The 13,636-nt window shown below is 47.6% G+C and carries 13 protein-coding genes; 8 read left to right on the forward strand and 5 right to left on the reverse strand.

Going from position 1 to position 13,636, the window contains the following annotated elements:
- The first annotated feature begins 54 nt into the window (after positions 1-54).
- Together ACLVWR_RS04325 and ACLVWR_RS04330 are read left to right on the forward strand one after the other, a co-directional pair.
- A complete protein-coding gene (locus ACLVWR_RS04325; protein ID WP_413582667.1) occupies positions 55-897 on the forward strand; it encodes a hypothetical protein in 843 nt (280 codons plus the stop codon).
- Positions 894-1,823, forward strand: a complete 930-nt coding sequence (locus ACLVWR_RS04330; protein WP_413582668.1) for a trypsin-like serine protease — start codon at positions 894-896, stop codon at positions 1,821-1,823. The genes ACLVWR_RS04325 and ACLVWR_RS04330 overlap by 4 nt, the downstream gene beginning before the upstream one ends.
- Here ACLVWR_RS04330 and ACLVWR_RS04335 read toward each other — a convergent pair.
- On the reverse strand, positions 1,780-2,187 hold the full coding sequence (locus ACLVWR_RS04335; RefSeq protein WP_340597696.1) for a DUF721 domain-containing protein: 408 nt from the start codon (positions 2,185-2,187) through the stop codon (positions 1,780-1,782). The two genes, ACLVWR_RS04330 and ACLVWR_RS04335, sit on opposite strands and share 44 nt — an antisense overlap.
- Positions 2,188-2,222: 35 nt before the next feature.
- On the opposite strand from ACLVWR_RS04335, the gene trmFO reads away from it, so the two are divergent.
- On the forward strand, positions 2,223-3,542 hold the full coding sequence (gene trmFO / locus ACLVWR_RS04340; protein WP_413582669.1) for a methylenetetrahydrofolate--tRNA-(uracil(54)-C(5))-methyltransferase (FADH(2)-oxidizing) TrmFO: 1,320 nt from the start codon (positions 2,223-2,225) through the stop codon (positions 3,540-3,542).
- Between the two features lie 53 nt (positions 3,543-3,595).
- Here the strand turns inward: trmFO and ACLVWR_RS04345 are convergent, their stop codons facing one another.
- The gene (locus ACLVWR_RS04345; protein ID WP_413582670.1) at positions 3,596-4,048 is read right to left on the reverse strand and encodes a DUF4430 domain-containing protein; all 453 of its coding nucleotides are present in this window, start codon (positions 4,046-4,048) and stop codon (positions 3,596-3,598) included.
- Positions 4,049-4,084: 36 nt separating this feature from the next.
- Entirely contained in the window at positions 4,085-4,711 is a 627-nt protein-coding gene (locus tag ACLVWR_RS04350) for a thymidine kinase (RefSeq protein WP_413582671.1), read from the reverse strand.
- 244 nt (positions 4,712-4,955) lie between these two features.
- On the opposite strand from ACLVWR_RS04350, the gene mltF reads away from it, so the two are divergent.
- Entirely contained in the window at positions 4,956-6,332 is a 1,377-nt protein-coding gene (mltF, locus tag ACLVWR_RS04355) for a membrane-bound lytic murein transglycosylase MltF (RefSeq protein WP_340597700.1), read from the forward strand.
- 42 nt (positions 6,333-6,374) lie between these two features.
- Positions 6,375-6,908 carry a hypothetical protein gene (locus tag ACLVWR_RS04360; RefSeq protein WP_413582672.1) on the forward strand — a complete coding sequence of 178 codons (534 nt, stop codon included), beginning with the start codon at positions 6,375-6,377 and terminating at the stop codon, positions 6,906-6,908.
- A 56-nt stretch (positions 6,909-6,964) separates the two neighbouring features.
- On the opposite strand, the gene glmS is transcribed toward ACLVWR_RS04360, so the two are convergent.
- Positions 6,965-8,851 carry a glutamine--fructose-6-phosphate transaminase (isomerizing) gene (glmS, locus tag ACLVWR_RS04365; protein WP_413582673.1) on the reverse strand — a complete coding sequence of 629 codons (1,887 nt, stop codon included), beginning with the start codon at positions 8,849-8,851 and terminating at the stop codon, positions 6,965-6,967.
- 33 nt (positions 8,852-8,884) lie between these two features.
- Positions 8,885-10,300 carry a bifunctional UDP-N-acetylglucosamine diphosphorylase/glucosamine-1-phosphate N-acetyltransferase GlmU gene (glmU, locus tag ACLVWR_RS04370; protein WP_413582674.1) on the reverse strand — a complete coding sequence of 472 codons (1,416 nt, stop codon included), beginning with the start codon at positions 10,298-10,300 and terminating at the stop codon, positions 8,885-8,887.
- 57 nt (positions 10,301-10,357) lie between these two features.
- On the opposite strand from glmU, the gene ACLVWR_RS04375 reads away from it, so the two are divergent.
- The 3 genes from ACLVWR_RS04375 to ACLVWR_RS04385 are packed head-to-tail and all read left to right on the forward strand — an operon-like array spanning position 10,358 to position 13,582.
- On the forward strand, positions 10,358-11,053 hold the full coding sequence (locus ACLVWR_RS04375; protein WP_413582675.1) for a M14 family murein peptide amidase A: 696 nt from the start codon (positions 10,358-10,360) through the stop codon (positions 11,051-11,053).
- Position 11,054: 1 nt separating this feature from the next.
- Entirely contained in the window at positions 11,055-11,738 is a 684-nt protein-coding gene (locus tag ACLVWR_RS04380) for an HAD hydrolase-like protein (RefSeq protein WP_413582676.1), read from the forward strand.
- On the forward strand, positions 11,726-13,582 hold the full coding sequence (locus ACLVWR_RS04385; protein WP_413582677.1) for a histidine kinase dimerization/phospho-acceptor domain-containing protein: 1,857 nt from the start codon (positions 11,726-11,728) through the stop codon (positions 13,580-13,582). The genes ACLVWR_RS04380 and ACLVWR_RS04385 overlap by 13 nt, the downstream gene beginning before the upstream one ends.
- The last annotated feature ends 54 nt before the right edge of the window (positions 13,583-13,636 follow it).

The raw sequence follows: 13,636 nt of genomic DNA on the forward strand, positions 1-13,636 counted from the left end.
TCTCAATTGCATTTTAATCTCCTGTCGTACACTTAATGTCGTCAGGAGGAATATATGCCAGCTGGGACCCCTAAGAACCGCGTGCGCTGTCATAGTGTCTTAAAACTAGACACAGGCCTCCGCTTGGCTATGGCTTTCATTATCCCTTTGATTTCGTCACTTTCGGCCTACGGTAAGATCGTCACCTGCGACGATGTCTTCGCATCCACCGTGCGCGATGAACGCGCTCCCTACTATGATACTGCAATGGAAAGAGCTCTGACAAAATCAGTTCGACTCTACAGCGACTACGACGGCCTTTCCTCCAAAGACATTCTTTATATCGTCGAAAAAATCTATCGCGAAGAGGAAGGTCAACGGTACAAGCTTTCGGACTATTGGAAAATGAACTCCAAGGAAAGATCCACTCAGGAACTGGCGCGTATTGTGGGCGAACGTATCACCCATATTGGCATCGAGAACTATTTCCGTGAAAGCGGAATTCTGCTGGATCATTCCACATTGATTTCCAAAATCAGAACTTTCAACAGAGCTGCTTTTACAAACCAAACCTCCGCTGTTCTGGGAACAATTGGCTTGATCAATGGTCGCTTGCCAATCTTCCTGCCTGAAGCTTATTTAAAAATCGCCACGGATGATATGACTGTTCTATTACTGCGCGGCCTTAACTCCAAAGAGGGTCACGAAATTCAAAAGAAATATCAATCACACCAGGAACTGTTCCGTGCCTATGAGCAAATCAATCGTCACTACACTCGCATCGCCCTTGCTGTGGTGTTCGCAGTCCTGGTCGATAAAGGTGACGATTTCCTAAAGGAAAAACACGAAGACATCCTGACTGACTTGTGGACTCGCGTTGTTCAGGAAGTCACTGGCAAGAAAGGCGGCGTTGAATGAAAAAACTAACGCTCTTTTTCGCATTTCTATTTTTAGCTGCCTGTCAGGATGGTGGATTCGACGCCGCCCAAACCGGGGCTGCTGCCAATAAAAACACCGCGACCACTGAGGCAAAGAATACTTCAAACACATCCATCATCGGTGGTATCGATGTTGAGCCAGGAAGTGAAATTTCCCGGACGGTGATTTCGTTCAAATCTCTTGTTAAGCCCTTGGATACTCAAGTCGGCAGTCAAAATGTCGTCGTTACTCAATGTACCGCTGCCGCTTTGACCCGCAGAGTGGTTTTAACGGCTGCTCATTGTATCAACGCCGAAAATCAAAGTTATATTGAGTTGAATACCGGGGTAACGGTCACGACGATCCCCGTATTGAAAGCTGTCATTATCGATGAGTACCAGACCGACCCCACTGCTGACTTGGCTTTGGCTGTCTTAAGTGAAGATCTTCCTGAGAACATCATCACGGTGTCCATCCCCAACCCTGACATGAAAGTGGAATTGGCCACTCTGGACTTGATCGCAGCGGGTTACGGCAAAAACACGGATGTCGTTGCTGCTGCCCCCGGTTCAACCTTGAAGGATGGCCTGGGTACATTGCGCGTGGTGATTTTGAAAATTTCATTTTATGAATTTGCTGAAAACAGATTCATGGTGGATCAGTCCACTGGAAGAGGATTCTGTCAGGGGGATTCCGGTGGTCCCGCGTTTTTCATCCACAACTCCAAGTATTATGTTATGGGCGTGGCCAGTAAAACAATCGCTCCGGAAGGTCAGACCGATGCTTCCACAGGTCATTGCAGCTTCCGTGGTGCATACGTGAATCTTTTAAAATTTAAAAAGTGGATTGAAGCAACAACTCAAACACTGACAGCCGAACTGGCTAGTCCTCCGAATTCGGAGCCAGTCTCTGAATCATCTCCTTGATGCCCGTCTGATCGTCCTGAGGAACTTCATGGCGATCCAAAGTGAATTTGATATAGCGAACAAAGTTATTCTCAAATTTCTCGTTGATGGTATTGCGAATCTGATCCTTCAAAAAGATCATCTGCTGCATCCACGAGGAGTTACGAACCCACACATACAAAACACCACGCTGAAAGCCCACGGGCTCTGCATTTTTTGCAATGGTGGGACCCACAACCTCTTCCCATTTTGCCCATAATTTCCAACGCATGAACTGTTCTGACAATGGCGACTTGCCATTTTCAAAAAGACTCTGTAGGACTTCGGATCCCAGAGTGAGCTTGCGCTTTTTATTTTTAGGGTGGTTTGGATCGTTTGAATTCATATTTTCCCGTAAGTTAGCAAAGGAATACCAAAAAGATGACCAATTTCACGCAAAATCAAAAAATTACTGTCGTTGGCGCGGGGCTCGCGGGCTCTGAATGCGCATTGCAGCTTGCGGACATGGGCTATAAGGTCGTTCTTTTCGAGATGCGCGATAAAACCATGACACCAGCGCACAAAACGAACAAGTTTGCAGAGCTGGTTTGCTCAAACTCCTTTGGGACATTGAACGAGGTCTCGGCTCCGGGTCAACTTAAATGGGAAGCCGAATTGCTGGGTTCTCACATCCTGAAAATCGCCAAGGAAGCCGCCGTCCCCGCAGGACAGGCTTTGGGCATGGACCGCGAGGTCTTCTCTCAATTGGTCACAGACAAAGTCAAAAGCCATCCCAACATTGAAATCCGCAATGATGTCATCAAGTCTTTGAGTGATATTCCCAGACCGGCAGTCATCGCCACCGGTCCATTGACTCATGATGAATTGGCTGAAGACATGCGCAAACATTTCGGCGATGAGTTCCTGTATTTCTTTGATGCGATCGCACCGATCATCGATGCGGAGTCCATCAACACAGAAATCGCCTGGAAGGCAGACCGTTGGGGCAAAGGCACCAACGATTACTACAACTGCCCGATGAACAAAGAGGAATACAACAACTTCATCCAGGCTGTGACTGACGCAAAAAAAATTGAACCCAAGGATTTTGAAAAAACGGAATTCTTTGAAGGCTGCATGCCCATTGAAGTGATGGTGGATCGCGGACCGCAAACATTGCGCTTTGGTCCAATGAAACCCATCGGCTTGGATGATCCTCGTACCAACCGCTACCCTTGGGCTGTCGTGCAACTTCGCCAGGACAACAAAGAAGCCACGGCCTACAACATGGTGGGCTTCCAAACGCGCATGGCCTATGCAGATCAGGTTCGTGTCTTCCGTATGATTCCAGGACTTGAAAACGCGGAATTCCTGAAGCTGGGCTCCATTCACAGAAACCTGTTCATCAACTCTCCGAAACGTTTGAACAAGGATCTTTCCAGCAAGAACGACCCGTGGTTGTTTTTCGCCGGACAAATCACCGGTGTCGAAGGTTACTTTGAATCCACTTGCGTAGGCTTGATGGTCGCTCGTTTCATCAATCAAAAATTGAAAGACGAAACCTTCAATCCACCGCCTCGCTCATCTGCCTTTGGATCTTTGCTGGAAGCGATCACCGATGAAACCCGCGCCGAGCACTTCCAACCGACGAATATCAATTTCGCCCTGCTGCCACCTCTGGCAGAAAAAGAGCGAGACAAAGAGATTCGCAAAAAGAAACAAATCGAAATCGCCCGATCTGCAATGCAGACTTGGAAATAACAAAAGCCGAACCTTCTGGGTTCGGCTTTTTAATTTAAGCTGCTTTACTTAATCTATTTTTTGCAGAACATCTCAGGCTTGATGTTAAGTCCTGGAACGCACATATCAACCCATTGATTTTTGTCATTCGTTGAATACGCATGAAACCAAATCAGCTCATCGTTTTGAGAATTGAATTTCACCTTGTGAGGCATTGCCAGTGGAATCTCGCCATTGACTGAATAGCACCAGCCATAAGCGCGCATCAAAGTGTCTGAAACAACTTCGACAGCATCCAAGCCCACCGGTGAATCATTCACCGAGCTGATACCTTCTGCCACGCCCATGTAGTTCACATTATTTGCATCAAAAATCTGAATTGTATTATCACCAACGGACTTTTTCAGATCCACTGTCGCGGTACCTTGATAAAGCGGGGTTTCTGAACAAGAGCCCACCACCTTCCAGGTGATTGCATAAGAGGTCATTGGCGCCAAAACGAAAAGAAGGGCTATCATGTTTTTCATGAGCCCTTCTTAGCTAATCTATATAATAGAGGCAATCTATACGGAGGCTTCCGTATAAATTTCCACCTTTTGCAGCTTCCAGTCCAATGTGGGAATGTCCACTACCGGTTTAAAGTGAAAACGGCAACGGGCCTCATAGGCTTCGTGAGTCCCCACTTGCACCTGACCATCCCCACCCGCAGTGCGCTGGGTTCTGCAAGCCGGAGCCCCGCAAACAACACACACGGCATGTTGCTTGGTGACGTTTTCAGCAATAGCCATCAAAGTCGGCATCGGCTCAAAAGGCTTCGCCTGCCAGTCGGTGTCCAAACCTGCGATAATCACGCGCAAACCGCGCTCGGCCAGATCCTGAGCCACCTGAACCAGGTTGCCAGAGAAAAACTGCCCTTCATCGATACCAACCACTTTAGTGTCTGGCTTCAAATGATCCCAAATTTGTTCGGCGTCCTCAACGGGTTGAGAATCCATCGTCGTAAAGTTGTGGGAGGTCACCGCCATTTCATTATAGCGCTTGTCGATAACCGGCTTAAAAACCTGAACCTGCAGACGTGCAAACTCGGCACGACGCAAACGACGGATCAGCTCTTCGGTTTTCCCGCTAAACATAGAACCAACAATCACTTCAATCCAACCACGGGTCACAATATACGAAAATTCAGACACGAAAAAATCCCCTCAAAAGAACGTTTGCAAGCATCGAATGGGCGGGAAAAACTGTCAAATGATTGCGTCGCATTAGAAAACTGAGGGATTGCCGCGTTGTTTTCCGCTCGCATCAAGGCATTGGGGATACTGAATTTTTTTCTGAAATGACGCAAAAAACGGCAATCTTTCACATTTAATACCACAATCCGGGTGCTTATTGCTTGCGCAAGCACTGCGCCATCAGGTACTCAGCCCGAGCACTATGGGTAAGAATTTAAGATTTCGACAGAAATTAAACCAGTTCTTTGTTGTCAGCGGATTGGCAGCCATGACGTTCTTTATGAACGGTTGTGATGCTATCTACTGGGACGAACAAGACAGTTTAAGCAAGGTCCAAAGCCGCGGCGAGATCACCGTTCTGACCACCAAGAATCCTCTTATATATAGTAAGAATAATCGCGGCGAGATCAGCGGCATTGATTACGATCTTATGCAGAACTTCGCCAAGCACTACGGCCTCAAAGTTAAATTCAAGGTTCTTAAAGACGAGAGCGAGGTTTTAACAGCTCTGGCCCAGGGACAAGGCGATGTGGCTGCCGCACGATTAAGAACTCCAGAGAATCGTTCGGCCTTTTTAAACGGCCCCGCCTACGAAGACACGGCCTTGAGTTTGTATTGCCAGCGTCGTTCCCAAATTCAAAATATCCAAGACTTGGCCGGCAAATCGGTCGGCATTCTTCACAAAGACAATTACGCGGGTTTCTCGCAAAGACTGACCCAGCTCTCCCCGACAACACAGATTCAACTGATCAATGGGGAACGCACTCAAGACCTTCTTTCAAAACTGAACAACAAAAAATATGACTGCGTGATCACCGAAAACGTCAGTGGTGACTTCTATGTTCGTTTCCATAAGAACATAGAAAAAATCACCACAATCACGGATGCTTACGCCCTCAGTTGGTTGCTCACTCCTGACAGCCAGGATCTAGCCCGTCTGATGCAAGCCTGGTATCAATCAGCTTCCCGTGCTGACAGTATCATGCGCATCATGGACCGCTATAAAACAACTTTGAATCAGTTGGACAAAGCCGACATCTCCCGCTTCTTCCAAAAGATCGAAGAAATCCTGCCAACTTATCGACAAGCCTTCAAAGAAGCTGGTGTTGAACACGGACTGCCGTGGCAGCTGATCGCCTCTGTTGCTTATCAAGAGTCACATTGGAATGCAGACGCTCGCAGTTTCACTGGCGTGCGTGGTTTGATGCAATTGACGACAGACACAGCTGAGCATGTCGGTATCGATGATCGCACCGATCCATTCCAAAGCATTTGGGGTGGCTCCAAGTATCTTCGCTACCTTCTGGATAAAATGCCACGCTCCATGAATAAAAAGGATCGTCTGGCTTTGGCTTTGGCTGCTTACAATGTTGGATATGCGCACTTGCGTGATGCTCAAAAACTGGCAGAAAGCATGGGACGCGATCCCTATTCCTGGCGCCACATGAAAGAGGTTTTGCCACTTCTTGCGGACCCTGATTACACAGAGAAACTTGAATACGGTTATGCTCGTGGCTATGAAACTGTTGAGTTTGTGGAACGAGTTAAGTCTTTCTACAGCTTAATGTCCGCTGGCTAAATGTAACTCCTTAAAGTCAAAAAATATTGTTAATGTTTTTTGATGACCATCCGAATCTTCACTCGCAAAATCATCTATTTCACTTCGGTCTTATCGACCGGGTTGTTTGCGGGTTTTACGTGCTTCTTTTCTTTGTGTTTCGCTCCTGCCCTAAAAGAAATCCCACCGGCCATCTCCATGGAGTTTTTCCGTTTTGATAAGTCGGCATTTGATCAGAATGTTTTTCTAACCTACCTGGTGATGGGAACGTCCATCGGCAGTTGGTTGATACTTTGGCGCCAACGCTATCGAATGGTGGACTTCTATTTCGTCCTTGGGGCGTTTCTATGTGTTCTGCAGGAGGCATTTCTGTCCTACCTGGGTCACTATCGCATTAATACGATCTTTCGCAGCTTTTCCGTTGATCGCATCGTCAGCAGTGATGTCTATGCCTTGCGCGAGGAATGGGCCTACTTTATGAACTTTCACTTTGCGACGAACTTGGTGGGATTTCTTTTAGTTCTTGCAGCACTCAAACGGGCCACTTCTGGCAGAGAATCGCCACGAAACAACTTTATGGCGGCCACGCCAAAATAAAAAACCCGCGAGGTGATCGCGGGTTTTTTATCTATAACGTTATAACTTTTCAAATTCTATTCAACAGTTACCGATTTCGCCAGATTTCGCGGCTGATCGACATCGTAACCCAGGCTTGAAGCCAAATGGTAACTCATCAATTGCAATGGAATCACGGACAGGATTGTATTCGTTGTCCAGTGCGCTTTTGGCATTGCCAAATAGTATTCACTGATTCCACGCAGCTTCTCGTTTTCACCTGTACCGATGGAAATAATTTTTCCACCGCGGGCACGGGCTTCCTCAAGATTGCTGATTGTTTTTTCATACCAGTGATCCGTCGGAGCCACCATAACGATCGCCATACGCTCATCAATCAACGCCAACGGTCCGTGCTTCATTTCACCAGCGGCATATCCTTCTGCGTGCATGTAAGCCAGTTCTTTCAGCTTTAAAGCACCTTCCATCGCGATTGGATAGCTGGTTCCACGGCCCATATACAAGAAGCCACGGAAAAGCTTCAACTTAGCTGCTGCTTCGTCAAAGTACTTATCGTAAACCAAGACGCTTTCCATTTGTGCCGGAGTCGCCAGCAAGCTTTGAACAAGTTCTTTTTCTTCTTTGGCTTCCATCACACCACGGCTGCGAGCCATTGCCACTGCTACGCAGTTCAACACGGCAAGTGTGGAGGTGAAGGCTTTGGTGGAAGCCACACCGATCTCTGGACCCGAGTTCATATACAAATGACCGTGAGCTTCACGATCGATTGTTGAGTTGCGCACGTTACAGATACTCATTGTCGTCGCGCCCGCTTCTTTAGACATACGGATCGCTGCCAATGTATCTGCCGTCTCACCCGATTGAGAGATCGTCATCACCAAAGTTTTCGGCGGGATTACCGGATTGCGGTAACGGAATTCACTCGCCACATCCACTTCAACCGGGATGCGCGCCAACTGTTCGATCAAGTATTTACCAACAAGGCCCGCATAGAAACTAGTTCCGCAAGCGATGATAAACACACGTTCGATACCTTTGAAAACTTCCTGAGTTTTTGCCCAGTCTGTTTTCGAATCCAGTTCTTCCAACTTTTGAACAGATTGACCACCGAAGCCCACGTTTTTCAAAGCCACAGTGAAGGCTTCCGTATTGACGTGTGGTTCGATCGCCGCAGCCACAGCACGTGGTTGCTCGTAGATTTCTTTAAGCATGTAGTGAGCATAGCCTTGTTTTTCGACCATCTCAGGGTTCCAGTTAAGCTCCACGGATTTCTTTTGGATTGGGAAACCGTTTGCAGAGAAGAACTCAACCTTGCTACCTTTGATATTTGCGATCTCGCGGTCATCCAGGTACACGAAAGTTTTTGTGTATTGGATCAACGCTTGAACGTCAGAAGCTACGAACACTTCGTCCTTACCCAAGCCCACAACCAATGGTGGACCGTCTTTAAAGGCGATCAAATGATCCGGTTCTTTATCCCACATAACCAGGATCGAGAACGCACCACGAAGTTTCGTCAAAGTGCTTTCAACAGCTTTGTACAAGTCATTTGTGATTTCGATTTCATTCGCGATCAAGTGAGCAACCAATTCAGAGTCTGTGTCTGAAGTGATCTCTGCACCTTGAGCCAAAAGCTCTTCGCGGATATCAAGGTAGTTTTCGATGATACCATTGTGAACCAGGTTGATGCCGCGAACTTGGTGAGGATGGGCATTGCGCTCTGACGGCTTACCGTGAGTCGCCCAACGAGTGTGACCGATTCCCAGGTGGCCATCGAATTTTTCACCCACGAGTTTCTCTTCAAGGTTTTTCAATTTCCCCTGAGCACGAACACGCTTTGTCGCACCTTTATCCAAGATGGCGATACCAGCACTGTCATAACCACGATATTCCAGTTTCTTAAGGCCGCTGATGATAATGTCTTTTGGGCTTTGAGGCCCCAAGTAACCGACGATTCCGCACATAATTCACCTATTAACTTTCAATACTCAATTTAACTACTGGTTCTCGGTTTCAGTTTCAACCACAGGGGCCTTCGCCACGTAGTTCTCTTTGATAAACTGTTTACCGCGCGCCACAGCCAACGCATTGGCAGGCACATTCTTAGTGATGGTGGATCCGGAGCCAATAACAGCGTCAGGACCAACTTCAATTGGAGCCACAAACTGCGTATCACTGCCCACAAAAACACGATCACCGATTTTGGTTTTATATTTCTTTTTATCAGCGGCGTAGTTGCAAGTTATAGTTCCGCAACCCACGTTCACTTCTTCACCGATTTCAGCATCGCCCAAGTACGTCAAGTGACCTGCTTTGGACTTCTTACCAAATTTCGTTTTCTTCATTTCCACGAAGTTCCCCACATGGGCTTCTTCGCAGATCTCTGTTTCAGGACGCAATCGTGCATATGGACCCACGGAAACTTTGTTATGAAGCTTGGAGCTTTCCAAATAAGTTCCGCCGCGCACCTGAACGCTGTCCCCGATGTCCGAATCAGAAATGAACGAGTTGGACTCAATCACGCTGAATGAACCGATTTTGGAACGACCACGGATAAAGACATTGGGATACACGACTGTGCCGGGGCCGATTTGCACGCTTTCTTCGATATAAGCTGTGCGCGGATCAATCATCAACACGCCCTCTTCCATCAAACGCAGGGCTTTTCTTTTGAACAACAAGCGAGTCGCTTTTGCCAACTCCACCTGATTGTTCACACCCACTGCCACTTTCGGAGTGGACTTGATGGCTTGAACTTTCAATTTGTCCTGGATGCACAAAGAGATCAGGTCCGTGATATAGAATTCTTTTTTCGCATTGTTATTTTTAATTTGAGGAAGGTATTCCGCCAGCACCGAAGCTTTGGCGATATAAATGCCTGTGTTGATCTCGCGAATTTTCAAAGCTTCCGCAGAAGCGTCTTTCGCTTCGACGATTGCCACAAGTTCGCCACGGTTGCGCACGATGCGACCGAACTCCCCTGGAACTTTCAATTCCGCTGTTACCACCGCCAGATCACATTTTTCATCACGGAAGATGCGCAGGAATTCTTTGATATCAGTGGACTCGATCAAAGGATGGTCACCATTCATGATAACAACATCGCCTTCGATAGTTTCAGGTTTCGCACAACGAACCGCATGGGCAGTACCCAATTGCTCATCCTGCGCGTAACAAGAAACACCCATCGGCTCTACCACTTGACGGACCAGGTTTTGACCATGTCCAACAATCACGCGGACTTCCGTCGCTCCCGCCCCTTTGGAAGCAAGGATTACTTTTTCAATCATAGGGCGACCCGCCACCGGGTGAAGAACTTTTGGAAGAGGCGATTTCATACGCGTCCCCTTACCAGCGGCCAGGGCAATCACAGTCAACTTGTCGGTAGTATTATTAGTGGCATTTGCTGACATTCAGAATCTTCCTTTTAAATGCTTTTCTTCCGTTAAAAAAACAGGCTTAATTATCGCATGCAACAAAGAATTTTTCATCAATCTTCTTGGGCCAAGTCCGCTTTGGGAACAAGTATCGAGCTGTATAAAAAATCACACAGCTTAAGTGGCTTTTCTGAAAGGCCCATACTTTTCATTGGCGGCGTTCATGGCGACGAACCCGAAGGGGTGCGTCTGGCGCAGGAACTGCTGCAATGGCTTAAGGAAAATGAAACCTCCCAAGGCGAAAACATTCGTCCATGGATTCTAATTCCCAATATAAATCCAGATGGTTCGGCACAGAATCAAAGAACCAATGGCTCTGGAGTGGATTTGAATCGCAACTTTCCAAGCAGCGATTGGAGCCCCGAAGCCAAAGCTCCCAGATACTATCCCGGCCCTTCGCCCGGAAGCGAGCCTGAAGTACAGGCTTTGGTAAAACTCATTGAGGACGAAAAGCCACATCTCATAGTACACTTCCATTCATGGGAGCCTTGCGTTGTTTATACCGGCGAACCCGGAAAAAAAGCTGCCGAGATCCTGGCAACAGGCACCGGGTACGAACACCGGGAAGATATTGGCTATCCCACTCCAGGCAGTTTGGGACAGTTTGGCTGGATCGACAAAAAAACTCCGGTTGTCTGCATTGAAGAGCAAAGCGGAGTGGATCTGAATTTGGTATGGCCCCATTTTAAAGCGGGATTGCAGATGTTACTGACAGGTAAAGGTTTCTAAAATGTCCATGATCAAGTCCATCGCATTCGATTTGGATGATACGCTGGTAGACACTTCGGGTCTGCTGGTGCCGATGGCTTCGCAACGCGCCTGTGAGGCGATGATTGCGGCGGGCGTCTGCGTTTCTTTGGAAGAGTGCATGACCATTCGCGAAGAACTTGCTGCCAACCTTTCACACACTGAAATTTTCACAAAAATAGTTAATCAATTCGGGACCAATCAACCAGGCAAAGCCGTCCATGATGCTTTGGAGGAGTTCTACAATCCCGAAGTTCCATCGGTTCTGCCACTGCTGGCAGGAGCGACTGAAAACCTGCTGCACCTGAAAGAGCAATACAATCTTTATTTGGTGACGATGGGATCCTTTGATGCCCAGATTGAGAAAATCAAAGCTCTGGGTATTGAAAAATTCTTTAAGAAAATATACGTCCTGAATGGCTTTATCGGAGAGAAAAAAGAAGCCGCCTTTCTGGACATCCTGGCAAAAGAGGGCCACCCGCCCGCAGAATTGTTGAGCATAGGCAATCGCCTCTCCAGCGAGATCCGCGACGGAAAACGTGTCGGTGCCGTGACTTGCTATTTTGCCCATGGCGAACATGTCGGCGAAGAAGCCGTATTCCCTGAAGACAATCCTGACTACACAATCACGCAGCACAAGGATCTGATCAAAGTATGCGGACTTTAAAAGCGAGCTTTCTGTTGATCGGTCCTTGGGACTCCCGACTGCAAGAACTTGGCGCCCATATCGCCACGGATCTGCAGCAGGCCTGGCATTGGATTCAGGACTCCACCTACAATGTCGTCGCAGTTTCTGTGACTGTCATTTTAGGCAAAAGATTTCCGGAGTTCTACGAAGAGATTAAACGCAGCAGTCCTGCCACCCAATTCATCGCCGTAGTGCCGCCGGATTTTTCTGCAAACCAACTGAGCCGACTGCACGAAGAGTACTCTTTTATCCGTGTCATGCACAGTTTCAACGACACGGATCTGGAAACTCATTTGTTCACAGCCCTGGAAGAAGCCAATCAAAGGAAGCAGGATGAAAACCTGGCCGTTCTGATTCGTGAGCAGACCGAAAAGTTGAAACGTCTGCAAATTGAACTTGAAGAACGCGTGCAGAAACGAACCAAATTCCTGACGGAAGCCCGACGCAAACTGTACCTGACGAACTCCCGAATCGAAGGATTCAAAGTCGCATTGATGGCCGTACACCAAGCCAGCTCTGTCACGGAAATAGAACAGCTTTTGAACGAATCTCTGGCCGCCACTGTTCAAACTTCGTGGATTCGTATCTTCTTCAGTCCCCAGGACGAACATTTTGCAAGTCAGGTCACAGCTCAATTAAGTTTTACACAACTACAAGTGCCCTTGTTTAAACACCATGACCGAATTGGTTCCGTGTTTTTCCTGCGCGCACCGGAGCACCCTTTTAACAAAGAGGAAAGTGATTTCCTGACCCGTGTCGCGGAAGCCGTTGCTCTGGCTTTGGACCGTATTCAAAAACTGCAGGAATCGGAATCCATGAAAGAACAGTGGGAAGCCACTTTCAATTCCATGTCAGATCCGGTGGTCCTGATTGATCAAAACTACGACATCATTCAATCCAACAAGGCGGCTGAAGTCCGCCTGAAGGAACGTGAACATCCGCAAAACACCCGCAAGTGCTTTGCGCTTTTATACAATAGAGAAGAACCATGCCCGGGATGTCAGCGCGGTCGAAATTTCCGCGTTCGATCGAATGATCCTGCGGTTCGCACCTATGATGTATTCAGCCAAAGTCTGATTCTGGACAGCGACAAACCGGCCGTGTTTGTAAACCTTTATCACGACATCACACAACAGATGAAAATGGAGAAACAGATTCTGGAATCTGCAAAAATGGCAGAGCTCGGAACCATCGGCTCCTCCATCGCTCATGAGTTGAACAATCCTCTGGGTGGTGTTTTGTCTTTCACTCAATTGATTAAAATGGACATGCCCGGCGACCACCCGCTTTATCCGGATATTCTGGAAATGGAAGCAGGTGTTCAACGCTGTAAGGAAATCGTGCAGAATCTATTGGGTTTCACACGCAATCCCAATTCAGATCAGGAAGGCGATGTCAGTCTTAAGGAAGTCAGTCAGCGCGCCTTTAAAATTGTCGAGCTACAAACAAAATCACAAGGCATTGAGGTTCGACTTCATTTCCCTGCTGAAGAGATTTTCGTTAAAGGTCATCTGAACTTGTTGGCCCAGGCTTTGAAGAACGTAATTCAAAATTCCATTGATCATTTAACGGACCGCAGCCGCCAGGTTAAAGGATTCCGAGCATCTCTCGATATTGAAATCACCTCGACCGAAGACCTTGCCACTATTTTAATCAAAGACAATGGAACTCCAGAGAAAAATCCAAGTCTTCCCATAGGTTTAGGCGTTCCTGTTGCCTCACAGATCCTGCGCGATCATGAGGCAGACCTCGAATTCTACACCGGTCCAGCCCAGGAAAATGTGGCAAAAATTTCCTTCAACCGTCCAGTTTTAAGGTCCTGAAACGCAGTCTGGGCGCGGATTTTTTGACAGGCCCGTCAAAATTACCGTATCCTT

The sequence above is a fragment of the Bdellovibrio sp. HCB288 genome (genome assembly GCF_047305935.1).
Classification (GTDB): Bacteria; Bdellovibrionota; Bdellovibrionia; order Bdellovibrionales; family Bdellovibrionaceae; genus Bdellovibrio.

Bases quoted from the DNA above. Each gene is read 5' to 3' on its own strand.
- ACLVWR_RS04325 (WP_413582667.1), top strand. From the start codon at position 55: ATGCCAGCTGGGACCCCTAAGAACCGCGTGCGCTGTCATAGTGTCTTA.
- ACLVWR_RS04330 (WP_413582668.1), top strand. From the start codon at position 894: ATGAAAAAACTAACGCTCTTTTTCGCATTTCTATTTTTAGCTGCCTGT.
- ACLVWR_RS04335 (WP_340597696.1), bottom strand. From the start codon at position 2,187: ATGAATTCAAACGATCCAAACCACCCTAAAAATAAAAAGCGCAAGCTC.
- trmFO (WP_413582669.1), top strand. From the start codon at position 2,223: ATGACCAATTTCACGCAAAATCAAAAAATTACTGTCGTTGGCGCGGGG.
- ACLVWR_RS04345 (WP_413582670.1), bottom strand. From the start codon at position 4,048: ATGAAAAACATGATAGCCCTTCTTTTCGTTTTGGCGCCAATGACCTCT.
- mltF (WP_340597700.1), top strand. From the start codon at position 4,956: ATGGGTAAGAATTTAAGATTTCGACAGAAATTAAACCAGTTCTTTGTT.
- ACLVWR_RS04360 (WP_413582672.1), top strand. From the start codon at position 6,375: ATGACCATCCGAATCTTCACTCGCAAAATCATCTATTTCACTTCGGTC.
- glmS (WP_413582673.1), bottom strand. From the start codon at position 8,851: ATGTGCGGAATCGTCGGTTACTTGGGGCCTCAAAGCCCAAAAGACATT.
- glmU (WP_413582674.1), bottom strand. From the start codon at position 10,300: ATGTCAGCAAATGCCACTAATAATACTACCGACAAGTTGACTGTGATT.
- ACLVWR_RS04375 (WP_413582675.1), top strand. From the start codon at position 10,358: ATGCAACAAAGAATTTTTCATCAATCTTCTTGGGCCAAGTCCGCTTTG.
- ACLVWR_RS04380 (WP_413582676.1), top strand. From the start codon at position 11,055: ATGTCCATGATCAAGTCCATCGCATTCGATTTGGATGATACGCTGGTA.
- ACLVWR_RS04385 (WP_413582677.1), top strand. From the start codon at position 11,726: ATGCGGACTTTAAAAGCGAGCTTTCTGTTGATCGGTCCTTGGGACTCC.